Genomic DNA, 25,803 nt, shown 5'->3' on the forward strand with positions numbered 1-25,803 from the left:
AGTCGGGGGGTGCTTTCAGGCGTGTGATCAGGCGGTGATCGTCATGGAGGCGATCTGGTCGTTCCGCACGTCGAAGGTGAAGTGGGAGGGGCCGTTGTAGCCGTCGCCGCCGACCTGGGTGACGATGGTCAGCGGGTTGCCCGGGGTGGACACCGACGTGTCGGTGAAGGTGGCGCGCTTGCCGATCAGCTCGTTCTCGCTCCAGGCCCGGATCCGGTCCGGACCGCGGAACTGGCGGCCCCAGTCGTCGACGTACCCGTCCGGCGCGAAGGCCGCCACGAACGCGTCGTTGTCCTGCTCGTCGATCGCGGTCAGTACCCGCTGGACAGCGGCCGGGATCTCTTCGCTCATGCCGACGACGATAGCCCTGGTGGTTGAACCGGGGCGGGATTCCGCTCGTGTGGGGGGTGACAGCGGGAATCTCGAGGGGAGATCGTCATGAAGCGGCTGGGCAGTGTGATCGCCGTGGTGGTACTCGGCCTGGGCGGGCTGACGGCGTGCGGTGACGAGAGCGACACACCGGCGAGCGGTCCCACCGCCGCGAAAGCCGGGACGAAGCTGGCGACGGCGGAGGTGGCCGGCCTGGGCAAGATCGTTGTCGACGGCAACAGGCGGACGGTGTACGTCTTCGACAAGGACACCGCGGGAAAGTCGAACTGCGAGGGCGACTGCCTGGCGAAGTGGCCGGTGGTGCCGGCCGGTGACGGCGATCCGCAGCTCGACGGCATCGACGCCTCCCTGGTCGGTACGGTGACCCGCAGCGACGGCAGCAAGCAGCTGGCGATCGGCGGGCTGCCGATCTACCTGTTCGCCCAGGACACCAAGGCCGGCGAGGCCAAGGGCCAGGGGGTCGGCGGTGTCTGGTGGGTCGTGGGAGCGGACGGCAAGAAGATCACCACACAGCCGTCCGGCGATGGCAACTCCGGTTATTGAGTTGTTCCCCGTGTGGGTACCTGCCGCGACCGGTATCGTGCGGTCGGTGGGTGACTACCGGGGTCCGGAGGCAGCCGAGGCGCTTGTCCGGTCCCTGTACGCCGAACACGGCCGCAGCCTGCTCGCGTATGCGACCCGGCTCACCGGAGACCGGGCAGCCGCGGAGGACGTCGTACAGGAGACCCTGGTACGGGCGTGGAAGCACGCGGACGACCTGACCCAGGGCACGGGGTCGGTGCGCGGGTGGCTGCTCACTGTGGCGCGCAACATCGTCACCGACCGGGCCAGGGCGCGAGCGGTACGGCCGGCCGAGGTTGCGGACGTGGACGACCGGCCGCCGGTGGAGGGTGACCACTCCGAGTCCGTGGTGAACACCATGGTCGTGCTGGCCGCGCTGGACAAGGTTTCTGCCGAGCACCGTGAGGTGCTGGTGCAGCTGTATTTCCACGGCCGGTCGGTGACCGACGCCGCGAAGGAGCTGGGGATTCCGCCCGGTACGGTGAAATCGAGATCGTATTACGCCCTCCGAGCTCTGCGTGCGGTGATGGCCGAACAGCCTGTGTTGGCCGGCGAGGAAGGGGAGGTGGCCCGATGACTGAGCATGACCGCTCACAGCTCGGCGCCTACGCCCTGGGCGCGCTGGAGCCCGACGAGGCCCGCGAGGTGGACCAGCACCTGACCACCTGCGCGGAGTGCCGCGCCGAGCTGGCCGAGCTCGAGGAGGTGAAGGCATTCCTCGGCGAGGTACCGCCGGAGGCCTTCCTGGACGGCCCGCCACCTGACGGCGACCTCCTGCTGCAGCGCACCCTGCGTGAGGTCCGTACGACGACTCCCGTGCCCAAGAAGCGCTCACGCTGGCTCCTGGTCGCCGCGGCGGTCGTCGTGGTGGCCGGTGCGCTCGGTGGTGGCGTGCTGATCGGGCGGCAGACCGTGGAGCAGGACGACGAGCCGGTGGCCGGATCCAAGCACGTGACGGCGACAGACACGACCACTGGTACGACGATGGCCACCACAGTGGAGCCCCGGACCGGCTGGAGCTGGGTTCAGGTGCAGATCACCGGTCTGAAGGCCGGTGCCGAGTGTGAGCTGCTCGTGACCGACAAGGCCGGTAAGAAGTGGGTGGCCGGCACCTGGGTGGTGTCCGAGAAGGCAGCCCGCGACGGCAGCCGCTTCGGCGGCGGTGTGCTGGTCCCGATCGACCAGGTCAAGGCAGTCGAGATCAGGACGATCCAGGGGCAGCACGTGGTCACCACGACGCTCTGAGACGTGCGGGTCCGCCTGAGAGGATGGGGGTGTGGCTACTACCTCCGACGACCTTCGGGCCCGCCGTCAGGCTGCGGCTGACAACTGTGAGCGCTGGCTGTCCATGCCCAGGCTGCCGGTGCCAGAGAGGTTGCAGCGACTCGCTGAGGTCGCTGGGGAGGACAAGCCCGACGTGTACGGCAGCGGTGGAGACGTTGCCGCGTTGGAGCAGGAGGTGGCCGAGCTCCTTGGCAAGCCTGCGGCTGTGTTCATGCCAACGGGGATCATGGCCCAGCAGAGCGTCCTGCGGGTGTACGCCGACCGCGCAGGCACCAGCCGGGTAGCGGTGCACGGCCTGGCCCACCTCCTCGTCCATGAGCTGAACGCGCTGGAGGAAGTACACGGGCTCCGGGTCGAGCGGCTGACGTCAGAGCCGCGGCAGCCGCGACCGGACGAGTTGACCGCCATCCCGGGGAAGCTGGCCGCGGTGACGCTCGAGCTGCCGTTGCGGGAGGCCGGGTTCGTCCTGCCGACGTGGGACGAGCTGGTCGTGTTCGCGGAGTCGTGTGCGGAGCGCGGCGTACGACTGCATCTTGACGGCGCCCGGTTGTGGGAGAGCACGCCGTACCTAGACCACACCCTCGCAGAGATCGCTGCACTGGCTTCGAGCGTCTACGTGTCCTTCTACAAGGTGCTGGGCGGTCTGAGCGGTGCTGCGCTGGCCGGGCCGGAGGACGTGATCACAGAGGTACGGCGTTGGCAGCGGCGGCTGGGCGGCAACCTCTTCACGCTGTTCCCGTACGCCGTGTCCGCCCGCGAAGGACTCAAGACTGTACTGCCGCTCATGGGCGACCTGTACGAGCGGGCGGTCGAGCTCTCGATGGCCTTGCAGAGCGAGGGCTTCCGGGTGTTCCCGGAGCCGCCGCACACCAACTCGTTCCGCGTCTACGCGCCCCGGGCGGCGGAGGCGATCGACCGGGCCGCGATCGAGCGGATGGAACGGACACGGGAGGCGATCTGCCAGCCGTGGCAGCCGGCCGACGTACCGGGCTGGTCGTGGGTGGAGCTCGTGGTGACTCCGAACACGTTGGACTGGCAGGTGGACGAAGTGGCCAAAGCCTACGGGGAACTTCTGGAACAATGAGCTCGTAGCACCAGCAGTGAGGTTGGTGTGGGGATACGGGGAGAGATGTGCTGACATTCGTTGTCACCATGGTTGTTCTGCTGGTTCTGTCGGGGCTCGTGCTGCTGGCGGTCGCTCGGGGGGAAGGGAAGCATTTCGGGTAGTCACCGCAGCGGAAAGGTTCGGTACCGTGCCTGGATGAGACGGTTGATCTTCCAGGAGTACGTGACACTCGACGGGTACGCCGCCGATCCGGATGGTGGGCTGGAGTTCTTCGAAACGATCGGCGACGACGTGGATGCCGACAACCTGGCCTTGCTCGACGGCATCGACACCATGCTGCTCGGGGCCGAGACGTACCGGCTGTTCGCGGCCTTCTGGCCGACGGAGGCGTCGGCCGACGAGGTGCTCGCGCCCAAGCTCAACGCCTTGCGCCTGGTGGTCGTGTCGACGACCCTCGACAGCGCGCCGTGGGGTTCGTACGAACCCGGTCTGGTGCTCCGCGACATCGACCAGGTGCGAGAGCTGAAGGCCGAGGCCGGCAGGGACATCATCCTGTGGGGCAGCATCACGTTGTTCCACTCGCTGCTGCACGCCGGTCTGGTCGACGAGGTGCAGCTGCGGATCTGCCCGGTGCTGCTGGGTGCGGGCAGGAGCGCGTTCCCCAGCGGCGGTTCACCGGTCGGGCTGGAGCTGATCGAGGCCAGGCCGTGGTCGCAGGGCGGCGCTCTGCTGCGCTACGGCATGGCTAGCTGACCGCGTCGACGATCGCCTTCACGATCGGTGCCGCGACGGTGAACGTCGGCAGGATCAGCAGTCCGGCGGCAACGGCGTACGTCCCTGCCGAGAGCAAGGGGTAGCGGGGCTCGGGGTCAGCCAGCCGCTGGACACGCAGCACGGTGGCTGACTTGGCCGCGGCCAGTCCCGCCTCTGGAGCCGGTGCGCCGGCCAGTGCGACGAGTGCACGCGCCAGTGGGCGAGGGCCGTTGCGGCGGCGGGCGTCGTCGTCCGCCAGCAACTCGACCAGCGTGCGTGCCTGCTCCAGGGCGACCTCACTGCGCACCCAGCGCGGGAAGGCTTCGTGCAGCGCGGTGAAGGCCTCCAGCACCAGGTCATGCCGGGCGCGTAGATGCGCTTGCTCATGCGCCAGTACGGCGCGTAGTTCACTCTCATCGAGTCGCTCGAGGGCTCCGACCGAGACGACGACCCGTGAACCGCGAAGCGAGGGCAGGCAGTACGCGAGCGGCGTCTCCTCGGACAGGACCCGTAGGCCGGGGATGAGGCCATCCGGTGTCGCCAGTACGTCGACGAGGTCGCGGTGCCGCTTCCGGCGTGCCCTAGTACCGACCGCCACTCGTCCCGCGGCCCACAGGAGCCTCACCAGGACCAGTGCGGTCAAGGCGAGGATGGCAGCGGCGAGGAGGTCCCTGCCGGACGACGGGTCGAACCGCGGCTCACCCGGCTGGCCGGCGGTGGAGTAGGACAGTGCTACGCCCGCGCCGAGTGCTGCCAGGACGGCCGCGAGGGCTATCGCTTGCCAGAGCGCCACAGCAGCCCGGGGGATCCGGTAGGGCCAGGTGGAGCGGGCCAGCAGTGCAGGTGCCGGTCCGGTCAGCACCAGGGCCAGTGCGGCGAGCAGGACCGGGGTGATCACCCGTCCCGCTCCTCCAGCCGAGCCAGAGCCTCGCGCAGGAGCGCGGCCTCCTCGTCGCTGACCTGGCCGACGAAGCGGACCAGGGCCTCGCGACGGTCGCCCGCGCGGTCGAGGGCGTCCCGCATCAGATCGGCGGCCAGCTCCTCGCGGGGGGCGGCGGCCCGGTAGCGCCAGGCCTTCCCGTCGCGCTCCCGCTCGGTCAGCTTCTTCTTGGCCAGCCGGTCCAGGACCGTCATCACGGTCGTGTAGGCGAGTTCGCGGGTGGTTGCCAGTTGCTCGTGCACCTCGCGGACGGTCAGCGCGCCGGGGGACGCCCACAGCTGCTCCATCACCAGCCGCTCCAGGTCGCCCAGCGGACGCGGTGCCTTCTCGTCGATCGCCACGTGACCAGTATAACTACACGTCGTAGTAGATCCGCGCTACCATCTACTACGTAACGTCGTAGATGGAGAGGCCGGCACGTGGACACCCTGGATCTGGCGCGATGGCAGTTCGCCGTCACCACCGTGTACCACTTCTTCTTCGTCCCGGTGACGATCTCGCTGGTCGCGATCACCGCCGGGTTGCAGACCGCGTGGTACCGGACCGGCAAGGAGAAGTACCTGCGGCTGACCAAGTTCTACGGGAAGCTGTTCCTGATCAACATCGCGATGGGTGTCGTCACCGGCATCGTCCAGGAGTTCCAGTTCGGGATGAACTGGAGCGACTACTCGCGGTTCGTCGGTGACGTGTTCGGCGCCCCGCTGGCGCTGGAGGGGCTGCTCGCGTTCTTCCTCGAGTCGACGTTCATCGGGTTGTGGATGTTCGGCTGGGACCGGTTGCCGAAGCTGGTCCACCTGGCCTGCATCTGGATGGTGGTGCTCGGCACCCAGCTGTCGGCGTACTTCATCCTGGCGGCCAACTCCTGGATGCAGAACCCGGTCGGCTTCCGCTACAACGCCGAACGCGGCCGGGCCGAGCTGACCGATCTGTGGGCGGTGCTGACCAACAAGGTCGTGCTCGTCACCTACCCGCACACGATCTTCGCCGCCTTCATGGTCGGCGGCGCGTTCGTCGCCGGGGTGGCGATCTGGCACCTGGTACGGCGCCCGGACGTCGACACCGACGTGTTCCGGACGGCGCTCAAGCTCGGCGCGGTGATCGTGATCGCGGCCGGTGCCGGGGTCGCGATCAGCGGGGACCAGCAGGGCAAGGTGATGACCGAGGTGCAGCCGATGAAGATGGCCGCCGCCGAGGCGCTGTACGAGACGGAGAAGCCGGCGTCGTTCTCGGTGTTCACCGTCGGCACGCTGGACGGGTCGCGGGAGATCTTCTCGATCAAGGTGCCGTACCTGCTGTCGTTCCTGTCGACCGGGCACTTCGACGGCGAGGTGAAGGGGATCAACTCGCTGCAGGAGGCGTACGAACAGCTGTACGGGCCGGGCTCGTACAAACCGAACATCCCGCTGACCTACTGGACCTTCCGGCTGATGATCGGGGTCGGGATGGCGTCCGCGGCGATCGCGCTGTGGCTGCTGTGGACGACCCGCCGGGGCCGGGCGCCGAACCGCCGGTGGGTCTGGCTGGCGATCCCGCTGCCGCTGCTGCCGCTGGCGGCGAACTGCTTCGGCTGGATCTTCACCGAGACCGGGCGGCAGCCTTGGCTGGTGTTCGGACTGCTGCCGACGGCATCGGGTGTGTCGCCCGGGACGACCAGCGGCGAGGTGATCACGTCACTGGCCGGGTTCACCGTGCTGTACGGCGTACTCGCCGTGGTCGAGGTGAAGCTGATGTTCCGCACCATCCGGGGCGGACTGGCCGGGACCGACGGGACGGCCGGGCACGACGATCCGCCCGACGACGCGCCCGAGCAGAAGCCGCTGTCGTTCGCCTACTGAGAGGGCTGGGGAGAGATGGAACTCACGACGGTCTGGTTCATCGCCATCGCCGGGCTGTGGATCGGGTACTTCGTGCTGGAGGGGTTCGACTTCGGCGTCGGCATGCTGCTGCGCGTGCTCGGCCGCAACGAGCCCGAGCGGCGGGCGGTGATCACCACGATCGGGCCGGTCTGGGACGGCAACGAGGTGTGGCTGATCGTGGCCGGCGGGGCGACGTTCGCCGCGTTCCCGGAGTGGTACGCGACGCTGTTCAGCGGGTTCTACCTGCCGCTGTTCGCGATCCTGGTGTCGCTGATCCTGCGCGGGGTCGCGCTGGAGTACCGCGGGAAGCGTGACGACTCGAGCTGGCGTGGGCGGATGGACACGTTGATCACGATCGGGTCGGTCGTGCCCGCGTTCCTGTGGGGACTGACGTTCGCGAACCTGGTCCGCGGCGTGCCGCTGGACAATTCTTTCGAGTACGTCGGCGGCCTCGGCGACCTGTTGAGCCCGTTCGCCCTGCTCGGGGCGCTCGCCTTCACCGCGGTCTTCGTCGCCCATGGCGCGATCTTCCTGGCGCTTCGGACGACGGATGACCTCCGCGCCCGCGCCAACCGGCTGGCTTCCCGTGCCGGTGTCGCCGCTGCCGTTCTGGTGATCGCGTTCCTCTGGTGGACGCAGACGGTCCGCGGGGACGCCGGGTCGGTGGTCGTCGCGGCCTTGGCGGTGCTGGCGCTCGCCGGCGGACTGGTCGCGAACCGGGTCCGTCGCGAGGGCTGGGCTTTCGTCGGTACGACGTTCGCGGTCGGGCTGGCAGTGACCTCGCTGTTCGTGGCGATGTTCCCGGCCGTGATGCCGTCAACACTTGATCCCGGATCAACATTGACAACAGTTGATGCCGCGTCAACGCCGTACACGTTGAAGATCTTGACGATCATTGCCGCGATCTTCACGCCGATGGTGCTGCTGTACCAGGGCTGGACCTACTGGGTGTTCCGGAAGCGCGTCACCGTCGAGCCGGTTGCGGTCTCATGAAGCCGCTCGACCCGCGGTTGCTGCGCAGGGCGCGTGCTGCTCGGGTCTTTCTGGCCGCGTCGGTGGTCATCGGCGTCGCCAGCGGGCTGCTGATCATCGTGCAAGCCGTCCTGCTGGCACGCGGGATCTCCGGTGTCGTGCTGCACGGTGATCCGATCACAGGTGTGGCCTGGGCGCTGGGCGCCGTCGTGGTGGGGCGGGCGCTGCTCGTGTGGGGACAGGAGGTGGTTGCACAGCGGGCGGCAGCCGCCGTCAAGTCGACGTTGCGGCGGCAGGTGCTGGAGCACTCGCTGAAGCTGGGACCGGTCTGGCTGAGCGGCGAGCGCAGCAGCGCGTTGACGACGCTGCTCACCAAGGGTCTCGACGACCTGGACCCGTACTTCGCCCGCTACCTCCCGCAATTGGTGCTGGCAGCAACAGTTCCCGCCGGCGTCGTCGGCTGGATGGCCACCGGCGACCTGATCGCCGCGGGGACTGTAGTCGTCACGCTGCCGCTGATCCCGATCTTCATGGCGCTGATCGGCTGGGCGACCCAAGCACACAGCAGGCGTCGCCAGCGCGCCTTGTCCGTTCTGGCACACCACTTCGCGGATGTGGTTGCCGGTCTGCCCACGCTGAAACTGTTCGGTCGGGCCACGGCTCAGGAGTCCGCAGTACGACGGGTGACCGACAGGCACCGGGTGGCGTCGATGAGCAGTCTGCGGCTGGCGTTCCTGTCGTCGCTGGCGCTGGAACTGCTGGCCAGTATCTCGGTCGCGTTGGTCGCGGTCGGGGTCGGGCTTCGGCTGGTCGAAGGCAGGCTCGGCCTCGAGACGGCGTTGATGGTGCTGATCCTCGCCCCTGAGGCCTACCTGCCGCTGCGGCAGGTAGGCATGCACTTCCACGCCAGCGCCGACGGCGTTGCTGCCAGTGAGGAAGTGTTCCGTGTGCTGGAGACGCCGCTACCCGAGCGTGGCGACCGCACCGATGTACCGGACCTCCGGGAGAACTCGCTCCACCTGTACGACGTGACAGTGCGGTACCCGGGTCGCGACGAGCCGGCACTGGACAGCTTCGATCTCGACGTCAGGCCAGGCGAGGTCGTGGCACTCACCGGGCCGAGTGGTGCCGGGAAGTCGACCGTGCTGGCCGTGCTGCTCGGCTTTGTCGAGCCGGAGCGCGGTGTGGTGATTGCCGGGGGGAGTGCGGCCGACGAGTTCGACCCGGCGGTGTGGCGGCGGCAGTTCGCGTGGGTGCCACAGCGGCCGGGGCTGCGGATGGGCACGGTCGCGGAGAACGTGCGGATGGGCTGCCCGGGTGCGTCGGACGACGACGTACGGGTGGCGCTGCTTCGGGCCGGGGCAGGTGAGCTCAACCTCGACAAGCCGGTGGGGGAGCAGGGGCAGTTGCTCTCGGGCGGACAGCAACGGCGGGTGGCGCTGGCGCGGGCGCTGATCACGGACGCCCCGGTACTGCTGCTGGACGAGCCGACGGCGGGGCTGGACGCGGATGCGGAAGCGGCCGTCGTCGCGGGTCTGCGATCCAGCGGCCGGACAGTTCTGATGATCGCCCACCGCCCCGCCCTCATCGCCGCCGCAGACCGAACAGTCCTCGTAACCCCCCGACAACTGGTGAACGCATGAACACAACAACCACCGACGCGGTCGGCGGACCGGACCCCCACGGCGCCGTCGGCCGGCCTGCCCCCCACGGCGCCGTCGGTGGGTCAGCCCCACGCGGCGCGGCCGGCGGCTTGGACGCGCGCCGCGTGGTTGGTGGGTTGGAGGCACGGGGCGTGGTTGGTGGGGCGGGCGCGGGCGGGGGCGAGGGTGGGTTGGTCGGACGTGGGGGTGTTGGCGGGGCCGATGTACGTGGGGTGGTGGGTGGGTTGGGGGTTTGGGGGTTGGTTCGGCCTGAGGGGGGTGTGTGGGGGCGGTTGTTGGTGGCGTTGGTGTTGGGGGTTGCTGCGGCGGGGTCGGCGGTGGCGTTGTTGGCTACCTCGGCTTGGTTGATTACCGCTGCGGCGGCTCAGCCGCCGGTGCTGCTCCTGATGGTGCCGATCGTGGCGGTACGGGCGTTCGGCGTCGGCCGGGGCGTGTTCCGGTACGTCGAGCGGCTCATAGGGCACGACGCGGCGTACCGGGTGCTGGGTGAGACCCGGGCACGTATCACCGGCCGGCTGGAGAAGCTGGCACCGGGAGGACTCAGCTCACGACGCAAAGGTGACCTGCTGGCGCGACTCGTGCTCGACGTCGACGCAGTCCTCGACCTCTGGCTGAGAGTCCTGCTGCCCGTCGCAGTCGCCGCAGTCACCGCAACCGCGACGGTGGCCCTCCTAGCGCTTCTGCTGCCGGCAGCAGGAGCCGCGGTAGCACTGGCGGTCCTCATCGCCTGCACCGTCGTACCGTGGCTGACTGCCCAAACCGCCGCGAGAGCCGAGCGGAAGATCGCAGGCTCTCGCGGCGAGGTCGCGGCCGCAGCCACCGAGACTCTGCTCACCGCCGGCGATGTGCTCGCGTTCAACGCCGTCGACGACGTACTCAGGTCCTTCAGCGCGACTGACGCGAAGCTCGCCGCAGCCGAGCGGCGGTCGGCGTGGAGCGCGGGACTCGGCAGTGCGTTGCTCATGCTGTGCGTCGGCGGTGCAAGCGTGGCTGGGCTGGTCCTCGGCAGTACGGCGGACATAACCGGCGCGGTGTTCGCAGTACTCGTCCTGACGCCGCTCGCACTCGCCGACGTACTTGGAGGCATTCCAGCCGCCGCACAGCTCGCCATCCGCGTGCGCTCCTCACTTGGACGCGTGCAAGAGCTACTGGACAGCCCCGAGCCCGTGACCGAGCCGGCCACCCCACAGCCGTTGCCGAGCGGCCGCGACCTGCAGGTGAACCTCCTACGGGTCGGGTACGGCGACGACGACGTACTGGACGGCTTGAGCCTGGACATGCCGGCCGGGAGCCGAGTGGTGATCACTGGGCCGAGTGGCTCGGGCAAGAGCACCCTGGCGGCGGTGCTGCTGCGATTCCTCGAGCCGCGAGCCGGTCAGGTACTGCTCGACGGTGTTGACCTGGCAAGACTCGAGGGCGACCAGGTGCGGTCCGTGGTCGGGCTGTTGACGCAGGAGAGTCACGTGTTCGACACGAGCATCCGGGAGAACCTCCTGCTCGCGAAACCGGGTGCGAGCGACCTGCAGCTGTGGAAGGCGCTGTACCGGGCTCGGCTCGGGGTTTTCGTGGAGAAGCTGCCGGACGGGCTCGACACCATGGTCGGTGAGCACGGTGCGCGCCTGTCGGGCGGTGAGCGGCAGCGGCTCGCGTTCGCCCGGCTGCTCCTCGCCGATCGCGACGTACTCGTGCTCGACGAGCCGACCGAGCACCTGGACGAGGAGACCGGCCGGGCGTTGCTCGAGGACCTCTTCGCCGCGGCCGGTCGCCGTACCGTCGTCCTCCTCACCCATCGGCCCGAACTGGTTCCTCCTCACGTAACGCGACAGGTGGTGCGCCTGACGTGACGGATGCGGGGAGCGGGCCGGGCGTCTGTCAAGATGGGGAACCGTGTTGACTCCTCTGCTCGCAGACTCGGTTCTGATCGCCATCATCGTGGCTGTTGTGGTCGTGGTCGCCGGTACGGCCGGACTGGTCGTGACCCGGCGTCGCAGGACCGAACTGCCGCCGTCCACCCCGCCGGCGCCGCTGGAGACCGCGGAGCCGAAGGTCGGGGAGGATGCGGAAGAGCCGCGGGACACGCCGACCCGGACGCTGGAGGACACCGAGCTCCCCGAGGAGCCGGTCTCGACCATCGAGAAGCCGGAGTCGGCCCAGGGCCGGCTGGTACGGCTGCGGGCGCGGCTGGCGCGGTCGCAGGGCTCGCTGGGCAAGGGCCTGCTCGCCCTGCTCTCGCGGGACAAGCTGGACGAAGAGGCGTGGGAGGACATCGAGACCACCCTGATCACCGCTGACGTCGGCGTGACCCCGACCCAGGAGCTGGTCGAACGGCTGCGGACCCGGATGCGGGTCGAGGGCGTCGGCGGCGACCAGGCCCGGCAGATCCTCCGCGAGGAGCTGATCGAGCTGGTCAACCCGTCGCTGGACCGGTCGCTGAAGGTCACCCGCAAGGACGGCCAGCCGGCCGTGGTGATGGTGGTCGGCGTGAACGGCACCGGCAAGACCACCACCGTCGGCAAGTTGGCGCGGGTCCTGGTTGCCGAGGACAAGCACGTCGTACTGGGTGCGGCGGACACGTTCCGGGCGGCGGCCGCGGACCAGCTGCAGACCTGGGGAGAGCGGGTCGGCGTGCGGACCGTCCGCGGGCCCGAGGGTGGCGACCCGGCCAGCATCGCGTTCGACTCGGTCAAGCAGGGCATCGAGGAGGAGGCGGACGTCGTCATCGTCGACACCGCCGGCCGGCTGCACACCAAGACCGGCCTGATGGACGAGCTCGGCAAGGTGAAGCGGGTCATCGAGAAGTCGGCCGAGGTGGACGAGGTGCTGCTCGTCATCGACGCCACCACAGGGCAGAACGGTCTCACCCAGGCCAGGGTGTTCGCCGAGGTCATCAACGTCACCGGTCTGGTGCTGACCAAGCTCGACGGTACGGCGAAGGGCGGCATCGTGATCGCGGTGCAGCGCGAGCTCGGCGTCCCGGTGAAGCTGGTGGGTCTCGGCGAGGGGGCGGACGACCTGGCGCCGTTCGATCCCGAGCAGTTCGTCGACGCCCTGCTCGACTGAGTCCGCTCCGGGCTGAGCTCTCGAGCTCGGGTTCGGCCTGCGCTCTCGTGTGGCCTGGGCGGAATCTGGTACCCAGGAGGAATGAATCGACCGAGGATCGTCATCGTCGGGGCCGGCTTCGCGGGCTACAACGGGGCGAAGACGCTGTGCCGGCTGGCCCGTGGGCGGGCCGACATCGTGGTGGTCAACCCGACGGACTACTTCCTGTACGTGCCGTTGCTGCCCGAGGTGGCGACCGGGATCGTCGAGCCACGGCGGTTGACCGTGTCGATCGCCGACACCCTGCCCGACGTACGCCTGGTCCTCGGTGAGGTGGACGGGCTCGACCTCGATCGCAGGAAGGTGCAGTACGTCGATCCTCGGGACAGACGCGAGGAGATCCGGTACGACCGGCTCATCATCGCCGCCGGCAGTGTGAACAAGCTCCTGCCGATTCCCGGCGTGACCGAGTACGCACACGGCTTCCGCGGCATTCCCGAGGCCGTCTTCCTCCGTGACCACCTGACCCAGCAGATCGAGCTGGCCGACGCCACCGACAATCCTGCGGAGCGGAACGCGCTCTGCACCTTCGTCGTCGTGGGAGCCGGCTACACGGGCACAGAGGTCGCTGCGCACGGTGTGCTCTACACAGAGCTGCTCAAGAAGCGCCGGCCACGCCTACGCCACCAGCGGATGCGCTGGATGCTCCTGGACATCGCGGACCGGGTTCTGCCCGAGTTGGACGAGCGGTTGTCGCGTACGGCGGACAAGGTACTGCGTGAGCGCGGTGTCGACGTACTCATGGGCACATCGGTCGAGGAGGCCATGCACGACGGCGTACGACTCACCGACAAGTCGTTCGTCCCGACACACTCGCTCATCTGGTGCGTCGGCGTACGACCGGATCCCATGGTCGACGGACTGGGCCTGAAGACGGAGAAGGGCCGTCTGCTCGTCGACGAGTACCTGAACGTGCCGGACCACCCCGATGTGTTCGCCTGTGGTGACGCGGCTGCTGTGCCGGACCTGACCAGGCCAGGCGAGCTCACACCGATGACAGCGCAGCACGCCGAGCGTCAGGGCAAACGGGCTGCCAAGAACGTCGCGGCCGGCTTCGGGACGGGTGAGCGGCAGCCGTACGTGCACCACGACCTCGGGTTCGTCGTCGACCTCGGCGGTACCCAGGCAGCCGCCAACCCGCTGCAGATCCCGCTCTCCGGCCTCCCGGCGAAGGCGGTGACCCGGGGCTATCACCTGCTCTCCATGCCCGGTAACCGCCTCCGCACGGCCACCGACTGGTTGTACGACGCAGTGCTGCGGCGCCAGACCACTCAGCTCGGTGTCATCCCCGCGGCCGACGTACCTCTCGAGACAGCGAGCCCGGAGCGGACCAGAAGACACTGACACCAGAACGTAGAGAACCGCGCGCCGGTCTCGCCCTCCGGGTGAGAAGGCCCCAGGATGGGGCCCGGAGGAGGAGATGAGATGACCAGGTTCTTGCTGCTGGTGAACTATGACGGCGGGAACGTCGACACGCCGATGCTGGAGTGGGACGAGCCCGACATGAAGGCGCACATGCAGTACCTGAACGACCACCTCGAACGGCTGCGGGAGAGCGGCGAGCTGGTCGAGGCACAGGCGCTGACGTGGGCCAAGCACGCGAAGGTGGTCCGTGCGGCCAGCGTGAACGCGCCGGTGCTGACCGACGGCCCGTACGCCGAGTCCAAGGAGGTGCTGGCCGGCTACGAGATGATCGACGTCGAGTCCGAGGAGCGGGCGATCGAGATCGCGGCCGAGCTGTCCATGGTGCCTGGCCCGGGTGGTGTCCCGACCGAGCAGCCCATCGAGGTCCGCCGGGTGATGGACTCGGACTCCGACCTCTACGACGTGTGACCGGCCAGAGCATCGAGGACCTGCTGCGTGAGCTGACGCCGCAGGTCCTCGGCGCGGTCGTGCGGTGGTCCGGCGACTTCGCCGCGGCCGAGGACGCCGTACAGGAGGCCCTGCTGGCGGCCGCGACCACGTGGCCGCGGGACGGTACTCCGGACAAGCCGAAGGCGTGGCTGATCCAGACGGCGTCGCGCCGGCTGATCGACGAGGTGAGGCAGCAGCAGGCGCGGCGACGCCGCGAGGAGCGTGCCGCGCTGCGGGACGTGCCGCCGGAGGACGTCGAGGAGCAGGACGACACGCTGCGCCTGCTCTTCCTCTGCTGTCATCCGGCGCTGACGCCCGCGTCCGCGATCGCATTGACGCTGCGGGCCGTCGGCGGTCTCACCACGGCGGAGATCGCCAGCGCCTACCTGGTGCCCGAGGCCACGATGGCGCAGCGGATCAGCCGGGCCAAGCAACGGCTCAAGGGTGCGGCCTTCGAACTGGACGCCAGCGAGGAGCGGCTGCGGAACGTCTTGCACGTGCTCTACCTGATGTTCAACGAGGGCTACACGAGCACCAGCGGTCCAGAACTGCACCGCAGCGACCTGTCCGGTGAGGCGATCCGCCTGACCCGCACTGTGCACGCCTTGCTTCCTGACGACGGTCAGGTGACCGGACTGCTCGCGTTGATGCTCCTCAACGACGCACGCCGTGCAGCACGCACTGGTAAAGCGGGAGAGCTGATTCCGCTGGCAGAGCAGGACCGAACGCTGTGGAACAAGGACTACATCACCGAAGGCGTCGCTCTGGCAGTGGAAGCGTTCAGTACGCCGCCACTCGGTGAGTACCAGATCCAGGCCGCGATAGCCGCGCTGCACGACGAGGTGGACCGGCCGGAAGACACCGACTGGCCGCAGATCCTCGCACTGTACGGCCTCCTCGAGAACCTCTCCGGCAACCCGATGGTCAAGCTGAACCGAGCCATCGCGGCAGCGATGGTCCAAGGCCCCGACGCCGGGCTGAAGCTCCTGGAGTCGTTGGACAAGGAGCTGGCCGGTCACTACCGCTTGGACGCTGTACGAGGGCACCTGTACGAGATGCGCGGCGACGCCGAGCTTGCAGCACACCACTTCCGTGAAGCGGCCCGCCGTACGACGAGCAAGCCGGAGCGGGACTACCTGGCCACCAAGGCCGCTGCAGCCGCCGGCACTGCGCGACAGCCGCAGTGAGGTCAGCGGGTGCGGGCGCGGACATGCATCCGCTCGCCCTGCGGTCCGTACAGGCAGAGCATCTCGGCCGGGCCCGGACCGGGGTTGCCGAACCAGTGCGGCACCCGGGTGTCGAACTCCGCCGCCTCGCCCTCGGTCAGCACGAAGTCCTTGTCGCCGAGCACCAGCCGGATCCGTCCTGACAGCACGTAGACCCAGTCGTAGCCCTCGTGCGTCTTCTGCTCCACCTCACCGCCCGGCCAGCCCTCCGGCACGATCTGCTTGAACGCCTGCAGTCCACCGGGCCGCCGCGACAGCGGGATGTGTACCACGCCGTGATGCTTGATCGGCTTGGCGTGGATGCGCGGATCGCCCGTCGGCGGCGCGTCCACCAGTTCGTCCAGCTGCACCTGGTGCGCACGGGCGAGCGGCAGCAGCAGCTCCAGCGTCGGCCGGCGCTGCCCGGACTCCAGTCGGGACAGCGTGCTCACCGAGATCCCGGTGGCCTCGGACAGCTGGGCCAGCGTCGTCTTCCGCTCGGCTCGCAGCTTGCGCAGCCGCGGGCCGACCGCCTCCAGTACGTCCTCGAACGAATCCATGTTTGCCATTGTGGCAAAGAAAGTTGTCGAAAACGATAACCATCACGGATTCTCGGGAGTACCGAGAGAGGAGTCCGAGAGATGAAGACCTACGACGTGATCGTGATCGGCGGGGGAGCCGCCGGGCTGAGTGGTGCGCTGGCGCTGGTGCGGTCGCGCCGGTCCGTGCTGGTCGTCGACGACGGTACGCCGCGCAACGCCCCGGCTGAAGGCGTGCACAACTTCCTGACCCGCGACGGGATCCCGCCCGCCGAGCTGTACGCGATAGGCCGCCAGGAGGTCGCCGGGTACGGCGGTGAGTTCGCCACCGGCACCGTGGTCGCCGTCCGCCGGGACGAACTGTTCACGGTCCAGCTTGCCGACGGTACGACGTACCAGGGCCGGCGGCTGCTGGTGACCACCGGGCTGACCGATGTGCTGCCCGACGTCGGTGGCCTGGCCGAGCGGTGGGGCCGGGACGTGGTGCACTGCCCGTACTGCCACGGCTGGGAGATCCGCGATCAGGCGATCGGGATCCTGGCGACCACCGAGATGGCCCTGCACCAGGCACAGCTGTTCCGGCAGTTGAGTGACAAGGTGACGCTGTTCCTGCACACGGCGCCGGAGCCGACGGATGAACAGTGGGAGCAGCTGGCGGCCCGTGGAATCGCTGTAGTGCATGGGAAAGTCGAGCAGTTGGAGGTGGAGAACGACAAGCTGACAGGTGTGCGGTTGGAAGGCGGCAAGGTGATCCCGGTCGATGCTTTGGCTGTCCAGACCAGCCTGCGCGCCCGTGCGGACTTCCTGGCCGACCTGGGCTTGGAGATCGTCGTACAGGAGTCCGGCGGTCTGGAGATCGGCACCGTCGTCGCGGCCGACCCGATGGGCACCACGGCCGTGCCGGGTGTCTTCGTGGCCGGCAACGTGACCGACGCGCGGGCGACGGTCGTCCCGGCGGCCGCGTCCGGTCTGATGGCGGCCGGAGGTATCAACGGGGATCTGATCGCCGAAGAGACCCGTCTGGCGGTGGCCGCACGCAGTAGTTGAGGCGTTGAATAGAGGCGGGAGGGTGGATGCAGGAATCGGTCGACCCGGACTTCGCCTCGTATGTCGACGCGCGGCAGGGCAGATGGCTCCGTACGGCGTACCTCGTGTACGGCGACCTCGAACGTGCTGAGGAAGCACTCCTGCACGCCTTCACCCGGCTGTCCCTGTGCTGGACCAAGGTGGACGACCCGGACGCGTACGTCCAGCGGCTGCTCTACCAACCGGCTCTGGTGCGGTGGAACCGGGTGAAGGCGTTCCCGGACGAGGACGACCCGGTCAAGCGCGCACTGGCCGAGCTGACGCCCGTGCAGCGGGCCGTGTTCGTGCTGCTGCACCTCGAGGAACTCACCGAGTTCGAGGTGGCCGACCTACTCAACATGTCCCACGCCACGGTGCACGCACACGGCCTGGCCGCCTTCAGCCGGTTCCGTACGGCGCTCGGCGCGGGGGACTGGCGTGACGCGGGAGAACCGCGATGAGGCGCGAGGACATCCAGCCACTGCTCTACCAGGCGTCGGACCTTCTGCCCGAGCCCGATCTGGCGGACTCGGCTTGGGTCGGCGGACTCGCTGCCCGGCGCCGTCGGCGTCGTAGCGTCGTGATCGGACTGGTGGCCGGTCTCGTCGTCGCTGTGGTGGCTGCGGTAGGAGTCGGAGTGAACGGGACCAGGAGTTCCGAGCTTGTCCCGCCGCCGACGACGCCGACGCAGCCGCGCGATTACGTCCCGGCAGCCGGACAGATCGCCGGGATCGACTACTGGGTAGCACCTCCGGCGGGCAGCGAGCCGTTCCTCGACAGGCTGCACACACCGCTCGGCGACCGCCTTCGGCCGCCGGAAGACGCAGAGCCGCTGGCCGAAAGCCCGATCGACCACCTGGCCGCTGTGGTGCTCCAGGAGCACAGCGGCCGGTACGACGCCCTCCTGCTCGGTGCCGACTCGAGGTGGGCGCGTGCCGACCTGGAACTGCTGCCGATCCGGACTGGATCGCCACTCAGCTCTGGCGCGATCTCGCCGGACGGGCGGTTCGTCGCGTTCCCACAGCCTGGAGCGCTGGTCACCGTCGACGTGACGACCGCGGAGGTCTTCCGCGTCGCCCTGCCCTCCCAGGACGTCAGCAGCGTGTCCTGGCTGTCGAACGGCGAACGCATCCTGGTGAGCGGCCCGAACGTCGCCTATCGCGTGCTGGTGGGGGAGGGTCGCTACGACGAGCAACCAGTCACCCCGGTCTCGGCGTCCAGGAATCCCGCGTCGATCACAGCGCCGTACCGGATCGACAGCGGAGCAGTGCTCCGGTACATGATCAACGGCCAGTACACCGTGGACAGCGAGTTGCGGCTGCCGGTGCGGACCTGGGTCGGCCAGACGTTCTCGACGTACACCATGGCGGCCCGGCTCTTTGTCGCCGACGACCTCCAGCAGGTGCCCACCAAGTCGTCTCAGCCCCAGGTCGTGGCCGCGATCTCCACGCTGCGGGCACTGCCCAGCGCCCTGCTCGTCCTGGCGGAGACCGAGCCGTCGACACCGGGCACGGCCGACCCCGCCCACGTCCGGGAGCCGGGCTGCTGCGCCGTACTGGGCTGGTACGACGACTACAAGCCGCTGATCCAGGTCCAGGGCTGGATCCTCGCCTGGGACGTCCGGAGCGGCAAGGTGCAGCGCGTCACCGAGCTAGACGTCGACGGCGTCGCCTTCGGTCCGGGGCTTCGGCCCTGAGCCGTCGTCGATGATGCAGCGCATGGTGAACTGCAGCAGGCGGTCCCCGTCCTCCGGCGTCGGCATCGGCTCGCCGGTCAGTGCGCGGATCACGAACACGCCGGCCAGCCAGTGCACCATCAGCACCGGGTCCACGTTGCTCCGGATCGGTTCGCCGCGGGCCCGGGCCCGGTCCAGCGCGGCCTGGGTCAGCTGGATCCGCCGGTTCAGGAACTCGCGGTAGATCGCGGCGGACCGCTCGTCCCGGTTCGCCTCCGACACCGCCAGCCGGACCAGAGCCAGCCCCTCCTTGCTGTTCACGAACGCCAGGGCATCGGTGTAGACCTGGCGCAGGTCGCCCTCGATCGACCCGGTGTCGGCATCGGGGATCTCGATGTCGAACAGGTCGGCCAGCGCGTCGTTGGCCAGTTGCTCCTTGCTCGCCCAGCGCCGGTAGATCGTCGCCTTGCCGACCCCGGCGGCCTCGGCGACGTCGTCCACCGTCATTCCGTCGAATCCTCGCTCCAGCAGCAGCTGCACGGTGTACCGGCGGATCCTCGGCTCCGCGTCCGGGTCCCGTGGCCTGCCGCGGCGCGGCCTCACCCCGTGGTTCGTCCCCATTTCGCGTCCCCAGCTCGGACGGGTGCAGTGGCGCGGCTGCAGACCCGTGTGGTCCAGGCCAGAGTGCCACAACTTCGGCGATGTCACGTCGATGTCACCTGAACGCCCGCTTTGTCACATGCTTGAAACAAATCGACCGATCGGCTGAAACGGCGCGCCGACACCGTGTGCGGTGTGGCTGAGCGCGGGCTCCCCGGCGATGTGGAGTTCTCCCGACTGAGGACGCCGGCCACCCCCCAGATCGATGGAAGGGATGACGTTGATGGAGATCAACGCCGGCGATACCGCCTGGGTCTTGGTAAGCGCCGCCCTGGTGATGCTGATGACACCGGGCCTGGCTTTCTTCTACGGCGGCATGGTGCGCGTCAAGAGCGTGCTGAACATGATGATGATGAGCGCCATCACCATCGCCGTCGTCACTGTGTTGTGGGTGCTGGTCGGCTACTCGCTGACGTTCGGTGGTGACACCGGGCACGTGATCGGCAACTTCTCCGAAGTCGGCCTGTCCGGGCTGATCGCCCCCGAGGCGGTGACCGGGACGATCCCGACGCTCGCCTTCGTCGCCTTCCAGCTGATGTTCGCGATCATCACGCCGGCGCTGATCTCGGGTGCCATCGCCGACCGGGCCACGTTCCGTGGCTGGATCGCGTTCGTCGTGGGCTGGACGCTGCTGGTGTACTTCCCGGTCGCGCACTCCGTCTGGTTCCTCGACGACGGCAACGGCGGCTGGATCGGCGACAAGCTCGGCGCGATCGACTTCGCCGGTGGTACGGCGGTGCACGTGAACGCCGGTGCCGCCGCGCTCGCGCTGGCGATCGTGCTCGGCAAGCGGATCGGCTGGCGCAAGGACCCGATGCGGCCGCACAGCCTGCCGCTGGTCGTCCTCGGCGCCGCACTGCTGTGGTTCGGCTGGTTCGGCTTCAACGCGGGCTCCGCGCTGAGCGCCGGCACCACCGCCGCGGTCACCTTCGTGAACACCCAGGTCGCCACCGCCGCCGCGGTGATCGGCTGGCTGATCGTGGAGCGGATCCGGCACGGCAAGGCCACCACGCTGGGCATGGCGTCCGGTGCGGTCGCCGGTCTGGTCGCGATCACCCCGGCCTGTGGCGCGCTCACCCCGGTCGGCTCGCTCATCCTCGGTGTCGTGGCCGGCGGGATCTGCGCCTTCGCGGTCTCGCTGAAGTACAAGCTGGGCTTCGACGACTCCCTCGACGTGGTCGGCGTCCACCTGGTCGGCGGTCTGGTCGGCTCGCTGGCGATCGGCTTCCTGGGTACGGCGGCCGCGCCGTCGGCCGTGGACGGCCTGTTCTACGGCGGTGGCGCCTCGCAGCTGGGCAAGCAGGCCCTGGCCAACGTGGTCGTCGCGCTGTACTCGTTCGTGGTCGCCTTCGCCCTGGGCAAGATCATCGACCTGACCATCGGCTTCCGGCTGAAGGAGGACGACGAGGTCACCGGTGTCGACCAGGTCGAGCACGCGGAGACGGCGTACGACTTCCTCGGCGCGTCCGGTCTGCGCGGCCACAGCCCCCTCGCCCGGCCGCAGGCCACGGCAGGGGCCGACAATGAGACCACCGAGGCTTCGAAGGAAGGTGCCAACGCATGAAGCTGATCACCGCGGTGGTCAAGCCGCACAAGCTGGAGGACGTCCGGGCCGCGCTGGAGACGTTCGGCGTCACCGGCATGACGGTGACCGAGGCGAGCGGCTACGGCCGGCAGAAGGGCCACACCGAGGTCTACCGCGGCGCCGAGTACGAGGTCGACCTGGTGCCGAAGGTCCGGGTCGAGGTCGTCGTCGAGGACGGCGACAGCGCGGACGTGGTGGACGTCATCGTCAAGGCCGCGCAGACCGGCAAGATCGGTGACGGCAAGGTCTGGGTGACCCCGGTCGAGACCATCGTCCGGGTCCGGACCGGTGAACTGGACGGAGACGCGCTGTAGATGGTGGACCGGGCAGAACAGCGGCGCGGGCGTGCCGAAGAGGCCGACGCGCTGCTGTACCTGCTCCTCTCGAAAGCCTGTGACGCCCTCGGTGTGCCCACCGAGGGCGTCGCGCTGGTCGCGGTCGGCGGCTACGGCCGGGAGGAGCTGTCGCCGTACAGCGACCTCGACGTGATGCTCGTGCACGCCGAGGGGTACCCACGGGTGGACGAGCTGGCCGCACAGATCTGGTATCCGCTGTGGGACTCCCGGACCAAGTTGGACCACAGCGTCCGCACGGTCGAGGAAGCCCGGAAGGCGGCTGCCGACGACATCAGGGTCGCCCTCGGCCTACTCGACGCGCGGCACGTCGCGGGGGACTCTCACCTCACCCTGCAGCTGCGGTCCGTCCTGATGGCGGACTGGCGCCGTACGGCTCGTGACCGGCTGCCAGGACTCGCTCAGGCGTGCAAGGACCGCGCCTCGAACGTCGGCGAGCTCGCACACCTTGCCGAGCCCGACCTCAAGGAGGCGTACGGCGGTCTGCGGGACGCCGTCGTACTGCGTGCCCTGGTGGCGTCGTGGCTGATCGACGTACCGCATCCGGTGGTGGAGCGGGCGCGACTGGACCTGCTGGACATCCGGGACGAGCTGCACTCGGTTGCAGGGCGTGCCACCGACCGCCTGGTGGCTGACGTGGCTGGAGAGGTTGCCGCGGGCCTGGGGATGGACGGCCGGGACGAGCTCCTGCGGCACGTGTACTCGACCGGCCGGACGCTCGCACACGTGTGCGACGTGTCATGGCGGCGGATCGAGAGCCTCATGACCCGTCCGCCACGGTCCCGACGTCGTCAACGCACGGGGGGACCGTTGCTGCTGGCACTCGACGAGGGAGTGGGGCAGCACGAGGGTGAAGTCGTACTGATGCCGGACGCGCGCCCGGAGCGGGACGCCGTACTGGGTCTGCGCGCCGCTGCTGTTGCCGCGGACCGTGAGCTCGTCCTGTCGCCTGCTGTCTGTGCGCGCCTCGCCAACCGCGCTATGGCTCTTCCTGAGCCTTGGCCGGGGGAGGCGCGGCGGCTGTTGTGCGCTCTGCTCGGTGCTGGCAGCGGCCTGCTCGAGGTCTGGGAGGCATTGGACCAGGCCGGCTACATCTCGCGGATTCTGCCTGAGTGGGACAGCGTGCGGTTCCGGCCGCCGCAGTCGGCCGTCCACCGGTTCACAGTCGATCGGCACCTGCTGGAGACCTGCGTCGAGGCCTCCAAGATGGTCCGCGACGTACGGCGGCCTGACCTGCTGCTCGTGGCCGCACTGCTGCACGACCTCGGTAAGGCGGTCGAAGGCGATCACAGCGTCACAGGTGCGGTGATCGCCGCGGCAGTGGCTCGCCGGATCGGTTTCTCCGAGTCGGACGCGGACACGATCGCACTGCTGGTCCGGCAGCACCTGATGCTCGCGCAGGTCGCCACCCGGCGGGACCTGGAAGACCCCATGACCGTGGAACTGGTGGCCGGGATCGTCCACAACACCGAGACGTTGGACCTGCTGGAAGCTCTCACGTACGCCGACGCGCGGGCAGCCGGTCCCGCGGCCTCCTCGCCGTGGCGGATGCGGCTGGTCGGTGAACTCTGCCGACGCGTGCGCAGCGAGCTGTCCGGGGGAGGGGAGAGCATGTGGACCGAGACTCCACCGATCCCCGTCCCCACGCTGCACCAGGTAGTTGGAGTCGGGCGGCTCGGTGTGACCGTGTCCGACCATCACGGTGACCTGCGGATCAACGTCGCCGTACCCGATCAGGTGGGCACGCTGTCGACTGTTGCGGCTGTCCTGGCAGTCGAGCGGCTCGCCGTACGGTCCGCGGTCATCACGTCCGTCGAGGGCCTCGGCATCTCACAGTGGACGGTGGCCGGCTCGCCTCCTGACCCGGTGCGGTTGCGGGACCGGCTCGCGGTGGCTCTCCGCGACGACGCTGACCTCGTACGTCGGTTGGCTGCGCGCGACTCGTCCGCAGTACAGGCACGGGTCGCCAGCCGGGTGGACCTGTTGCCTGGTGCATCGGAGACGGCCACGGTGCTGCAGGTACGCGCACACGACCGTCCAGGCCTTCTCTACGACGTCACTTCGGCTATCGCGTCGACTGGCGCTGACATCCGTTCTGCCCACGTCAGCACGCTGGGAGCGGAGTGTGTGGACGTCTTCTACCTCACCGACACCCACGGCTCACCTCTGGACGACGAGGACGCGCGTACGACGGCAAAGACGGTTCTGGATCGCTTGACCTTCTAGTGTCGGCAGTGTGCACGTCGTAGAGACTCTTCAACGCCAAGCGGTCGCCTGCGAGAACCTGGGGTCGTCGATGTACGCCGACCTGTGCCGGCTCCTCGTGGACGACTACGAGGTCGGTGGGGTGTCAAGCGCCGTACTGGCCGGCTACGAGGACCGTCCGTTCGGAGACGCGATCGCACTGCGGTTGCTGGGGTCGGTGCACCGGCTGGTGCTGGCCGGCGAGGTGCCGGAGCTGGCCGCGTTCTATCCGAGCGTGGGTGGGACGTGGGACCCGGTGCTGGGCTGGGAGGCGTTCGAGCAGGTACTGCAGTCCCGGTCCGCCGAGCTGCGGGCGCTGCTGACCCAGCCGCCGCAGACGAACGAGGTGGGTCGTGCTGCCGCGCTGTACGGCGGTCTGTTGCAGCTGGTCGACGCTGTGCCTCTGCCGGTGCGGCTGTTCGAGATCGGGGCCAGTGGCGGGCTCAACCTGCGGGCGGATCACTTCCGGTACAACGTGGCCGACGGGACGTCCTTCGGCCGTGCGGACAGCCCGGTGGTCTTCGACGAGGCGTGGTCCGGACGGCCGCTGACGGCCGTGGCGCTGCGGATCGCGGAGCGAGTCGGCAGCGACATCGCGCCGGTGAACCCGCTGACCGAGGAGGGTGCGCGCACGCTGACGTCGTACGTGTGGCCGGACATGCCGGCCCGGCTGGCACGGTTGCGCGGCGCGCTGGCGATCGCGCGCGAGGTGCCGGCCGACGTACGGCGGGAGGACGCGGTCTCCTTCGTGCGCGGGCTGGAGCTGTCACGCGGGCACGTGACTGTGCTGTGGCACTCGATCATGTGGCAGTACCTGACCCGTGACGACCGGGCCGCGGTCGAGGAGCGGTTGGCGGAGCTCGGAGCCACCGCTGACGAGTCGTCGCCGTTGGCGCGGTTGAGACTCGAACCGCTGCGGCGCACGGCCGGAGGGTCGTACGACTTCCTGGTCGACCTGCAGGTGTGGCCGGGCGGCGTACGGCGGATCCTCGGCCGCGCCGAGCCGCACGGTCAGGACCTCGTCTGGGATCAGGTGTAGGCGAGGGCAGCCACCAGCGTGTCGGTGAGTTCGGCGGCGTACTTGCCGTCCGGGTCCAGGTCGGGGTCGAAGATGCCGATGTCGATGCCCACGCATTCGGATGCCGCGAGCAACGGCCGGAGCAGCTCGACGAGCTGGGCGTGGTCGATGCCGCCCGGGTCGGGACTGTCGACGGCCGGCATGATCGCGGCGTCCAGGATGTCGACGTCCAGATGCACCCAGAATCCGTCGAGATCCCGCAGGTGGTCGCGTACGCCGTTCGCCGCCTTGCCGGGGTCCTCGGCGATCTCGCGGGCCCGCCAGACCGGGATCCCGGCCGCCTCGACGTCGCCGACGTACTCGTCGTCCTCCCGGATGCCGAGGAGCGCCGCGTCGGTGTCCCGGGTGTACGGGCCCAGTCCTTCGAGATCGGTGAGGTCGGCCTGGCCGCGGCCGGTGATCAACGCCAGCGCCTCACCGCCGGCGGCCCCGACGGACGGGGAGTTGTCGACCGTCCGGAAGTCCGAGTGGCCGTCCAGGTAGACGACGCCGTACCGCCCGCGCCGCCTCAACGCCAACGCCGGGCCGAGCACGTTGCTGCACTCACCACCCAGCAACACGACGAACCGTTCCTGGTCGAACAACTTCGTCAACCGGTCCGCCAGCTTCACCGTGTACGACGCCATCGCCGCCGCGTTGAAGACCCCGTCCCCGGGCTTCCACCCGTCCCGGTCGTACCGAGGCGGCGTCACACACCCAGCGTCCTCGGCCCCGATCCGCCCCAGAAACCCCTGATCCCGCACCGCCCCCGCCAACTTGTAACACCCCGGCACCGCCCCCACCACCGGCGGCCGCAACCCCAAATTAGAAGGCCCATCCACCACAACCCGCCGCTTCCCCACACCACACCCCTAACCACTAGTCACCAACCAACCGGTTAGATCCTGTCCCCCGGCCGCAGCCATGTCAACGGCGCCGCAACGGGAAGCCGGGACCGACGCCATTCGGGGGCACTCGTCA

General features: G+C 69.1%; 26 protein-coding genes. 20 read left to right on the top strand and 6 right to left on the bottom strand.

Annotated features, from left to right (window positions below):
- Positions 1–27: 27 nt before the first annotated feature.
- Positions 28–351 (bottom strand): nuclear transport factor 2 family protein, encoded by a 324-nt coding sequence (locus ACYVOK_RS25430; protein ID WP_460665045.1) that lies wholly within the window; start codon positions 349–351, stop codon positions 28–30.
- Between the two features lie 87 nt (positions 352–438).
- On the opposite strand from ACYVOK_RS25430, the gene ACYVOK_RS25435 reads away from it, so the two are divergent.
- The 5 genes from ACYVOK_RS25435 (at position 439) to ACYVOK_RS25455 (ending at position 4,054) form a co-directional block, all read left to right on the top strand.
- Positions 439–933 carry a hypothetical protein gene (locus ACYVOK_RS25435; protein ID WP_460665046.1) on the top strand — a complete coding sequence of 165 codons (495 nt, stop codon included), beginning with the start codon at positions 439–441 and terminating at the stop codon, positions 931–933.
- Between the two features lie 46 nt (positions 934–979).
- Complete coding sequence (locus ACYVOK_RS25440) at positions 980–1,528, top strand: sigma-70 family RNA polymerase sigma factor (protein WP_460665047.1); 549 nt, start codon at positions 980–982, stop codon at positions 1,526–1,528.
- A complete protein-coding gene (locus tag ACYVOK_RS25445; RefSeq protein WP_460665048.1) occupies positions 1,525–2,196 on the top strand; it encodes an anti-sigma factor family protein in 672 nt (223 codons plus the stop codon). Before ACYVOK_RS25440 ends, ACYVOK_RS25445 begins: the two co-directional genes overlap by 4 nt.
- Before the next feature lie 31 nt (positions 2,197–2,227).
- Positions 2,228–3,319, top strand: a complete 1,092-nt coding sequence (locus tag ACYVOK_RS25450; protein WP_460665049.1) for a threonine aldolase family protein — start codon at positions 2,228–2,230, stop codon at positions 3,317–3,319.
- A 177-nt stretch (positions 3,320–3,496) separates the two neighbouring features.
- Positions 3,497–4,054: a dihydrofolate reductase family protein gene (locus ACYVOK_RS25455; RefSeq protein ID WP_460665050.1), complete on the top strand. Its 558-nt coding sequence runs from the start codon at positions 3,497–3,499 to the stop codon at positions 4,052–4,054.
- Here the strand turns inward: ACYVOK_RS25455 and ACYVOK_RS25460 are convergent.
- Both ACYVOK_RS25460 and ACYVOK_RS25465 read right to left on the bottom strand, forming a co-directional pair.
- The gene (locus ACYVOK_RS25460; protein ID WP_460665051.1) at positions 4,047–4,952 is read right to left on the bottom strand and encodes a M56 family metallopeptidase; all 906 of its coding nucleotides are present in this window, start codon (positions 4,950–4,952) and stop codon (positions 4,047–4,049) included. The two genes, ACYVOK_RS25455 and ACYVOK_RS25460, sit on opposite strands and share 8 nt — an antisense overlap.
- The gene (locus ACYVOK_RS25465; protein WP_460665052.1) at positions 4,949–5,335 is read right to left on the bottom strand and encodes a BlaI/MecI/CopY family transcriptional regulator; all 387 of its coding nucleotides are present in this window, start codon (positions 5,333–5,335) and stop codon (positions 4,949–4,951) included. Before ACYVOK_RS25465 ends, ACYVOK_RS25460 begins: the two co-directional genes overlap by 4 nt.
- A 78-nt stretch (positions 5,336–5,413) precedes the next feature.
- Here ACYVOK_RS25465 and ACYVOK_RS25470 point away from each other — a divergent pair, with 78 nt between their 5' ends.
- The 8 genes from ACYVOK_RS25470 to ACYVOK_RS25505 all read left to right on the top strand — a co-directional run bounded on the left by ACYVOK_RS25470 (position 5,414) and on the right by ACYVOK_RS25505 (position 15,626).
- Complete coding sequence (locus ACYVOK_RS25470; RefSeq protein WP_460665053.1) at positions 5,414–6,829, top strand: cytochrome ubiquinol oxidase subunit I; 1,416 nt, start codon at positions 5,414–5,416, stop codon at positions 6,827–6,829.
- A gap of 15 nt (positions 6,830–6,844) precedes the next feature.
- Positions 6,845–7,843 (top strand): cytochrome d ubiquinol oxidase subunit II, encoded by a 999-nt coding sequence (cydB, locus tag ACYVOK_RS25475; RefSeq protein ID WP_460665054.1) that lies wholly within the window; start codon positions 6,845–6,847, stop codon positions 7,841–7,843.
- Positions 7,840–9,465 (top strand): thiol reductant ABC exporter subunit CydD, encoded by a 1,626-nt coding sequence (gene cydD, locus ACYVOK_RS25480; RefSeq protein ID WP_460665055.1) that lies wholly within the window; start codon positions 7,840–7,842, stop codon positions 9,463–9,465. The genes cydB and cydD overlap by 4 nt, the downstream gene beginning before the upstream one ends.
- Positions 9,466–9,701: 236 nt before the next feature.
- Positions 9,702–11,330 carry a thiol reductant ABC exporter subunit CydC gene (gene cydC / locus ACYVOK_RS25485; protein ID WP_460665056.1) on the top strand — a complete coding sequence of 543 codons (1,629 nt, stop codon included), beginning with the start codon at positions 9,702–9,704 and terminating at the stop codon, positions 11,328–11,330.
- Positions 11,331–11,373: 43 nt separating this feature from the next.
- A complete protein-coding gene (gene ftsY / locus ACYVOK_RS25490; protein ID WP_460665057.1) occupies positions 11,374–12,546 on the top strand; it encodes a signal recognition particle-docking protein FtsY in 1,173 nt (390 codons plus the stop codon).
- Positions 12,547–12,627: 81 nt separating this feature from the next.
- The gene (locus tag ACYVOK_RS25495; protein ID WP_460665058.1) at positions 12,628–13,929 is read left to right on the top strand and encodes an NAD(P)/FAD-dependent oxidoreductase; all 1,302 of its coding nucleotides are present in this window, start codon (positions 12,628–12,630) and stop codon (positions 13,927–13,929) included.
- Positions 13,930–14,010: 81 nt separating this feature from the next.
- Positions 14,011–14,418, top strand: a complete 408-nt coding sequence (locus ACYVOK_RS25500; RefSeq protein ID WP_460665059.1) for a YciI family protein — start codon at positions 14,011–14,013, stop codon at positions 14,416–14,418.
- Positions 14,415–15,626: an RNA polymerase sigma factor gene (locus ACYVOK_RS25505; RefSeq protein ID WP_460665060.1), complete on the top strand. Its 1,212-nt coding sequence runs from the start codon at positions 14,415–14,417 to the stop codon at positions 15,624–15,626. Before ACYVOK_RS25500 ends, ACYVOK_RS25505 begins: the two co-directional genes overlap by 4 nt.
- A 2-nt stretch (positions 15,627–15,628) precedes the next feature.
- Here ACYVOK_RS25505 and ACYVOK_RS25510 read toward each other — a convergent pair whose 3' ends face one another.
- Positions 15,629–16,204, bottom strand: coding sequence for a helix-turn-helix domain-containing protein (locus ACYVOK_RS25510; protein WP_460665061.1), 576 nt, complete (start codon positions 16,202–16,204; stop codon positions 15,629–15,631).
- Positions 16,205–16,285: 81 nt separating this feature from the next.
- Between ACYVOK_RS25510 and ACYVOK_RS25515 the strand changes: the two genes are divergently transcribed.
- Genes ACYVOK_RS25515 through ACYVOK_RS25525 form a run of 3 tightly spaced genes read left to right on the top strand, consistent with a single transcriptional unit; the run spans position 16,286 to position 18,944 of the window.
- Positions 16,286–17,230 (top strand): NAD(P)/FAD-dependent oxidoreductase, encoded by a 945-nt coding sequence (locus ACYVOK_RS25515; protein WP_460665062.1) that lies wholly within the window; start codon positions 16,286–16,288, stop codon positions 17,228–17,230.
- 26 nt (positions 17,231–17,256) lie between these two features.
- Entirely contained in the window at positions 17,257–17,709 is a 453-nt protein-coding gene (locus ACYVOK_RS25520; RefSeq protein ID WP_460665063.1) for an RNA polymerase sigma factor, read from the top strand.
- Positions 17,706–18,944 (top strand): TolB-like translocation protein, encoded by a 1,239-nt coding sequence (locus ACYVOK_RS25525; protein ID WP_460665064.1) that lies wholly within the window; start codon positions 17,706–17,708, stop codon positions 18,942–18,944. Before ACYVOK_RS25520 ends, ACYVOK_RS25525 begins: the two co-directional genes overlap by 4 nt.
- Here the strand turns inward: ACYVOK_RS25525 and ACYVOK_RS25530 are convergent.
- Positions 18,900–19,544, bottom strand: coding sequence for a TetR/AcrR family transcriptional regulator (locus ACYVOK_RS25530; RefSeq protein WP_460665065.1), 645 nt, complete (start codon positions 19,542–19,544; stop codon positions 18,900–18,902). The two genes, ACYVOK_RS25525 and ACYVOK_RS25530, sit on opposite strands and share 45 nt — an antisense overlap.
- Positions 19,545–19,797: 253 nt before the next feature.
- Between ACYVOK_RS25530 and ACYVOK_RS25535 the strand changes: the two genes are divergently transcribed.
- The 4 genes from ACYVOK_RS25535 to ACYVOK_RS25550 are packed head-to-tail and all read left to right on the top strand — an operon-like array spanning position 19,798 to position 24,804.
- Positions 19,798–21,147, top strand: coding sequence for an ammonium transporter (locus ACYVOK_RS25535; protein ID WP_460665066.1), 1,350 nt, complete (start codon positions 19,798–19,800; stop codon positions 21,145–21,147).
- Positions 21,144–21,482, top strand: a complete 339-nt coding sequence (locus ACYVOK_RS25540; protein ID WP_360486332.1) for a P-II family nitrogen regulator — start codon at positions 21,144–21,146, stop codon at positions 21,480–21,482. Before ACYVOK_RS25535 ends, ACYVOK_RS25540 begins: the two co-directional genes overlap by 4 nt.
- Entirely contained in the window at positions 21,483–23,747 is a 2,265-nt protein-coding gene (locus ACYVOK_RS25545) for a [protein-PII] uridylyltransferase (protein ID WP_460665067.1), read from the top strand.
- A gap of 10 nt (positions 23,748–23,757) precedes the next feature.
- Positions 23,758–24,804: a DUF2332 domain-containing protein gene (locus ACYVOK_RS25550; RefSeq protein ID WP_460665068.1), complete on the top strand. Its 1,047-nt coding sequence runs from the start codon at positions 23,758–23,760 to the stop codon at positions 24,802–24,804.
- Here the strand turns inward: ACYVOK_RS25550 and ACYVOK_RS25555 are convergent.
- The gene (locus ACYVOK_RS25555; RefSeq protein ID WP_460665069.1) at positions 24,795–25,535 is read right to left on the bottom strand and encodes an arginase family protein; all 741 of its coding nucleotides are present in this window, start codon (positions 25,533–25,535) and stop codon (positions 24,795–24,797) included. The genes ACYVOK_RS25550 and ACYVOK_RS25555 overlap by 10 nt on opposite strands.
- Positions 25,536–25,803 lie beyond the last annotated feature (268 nt).

Source organism: Kribbella swartbergensis (assembly GCF_054784135.1).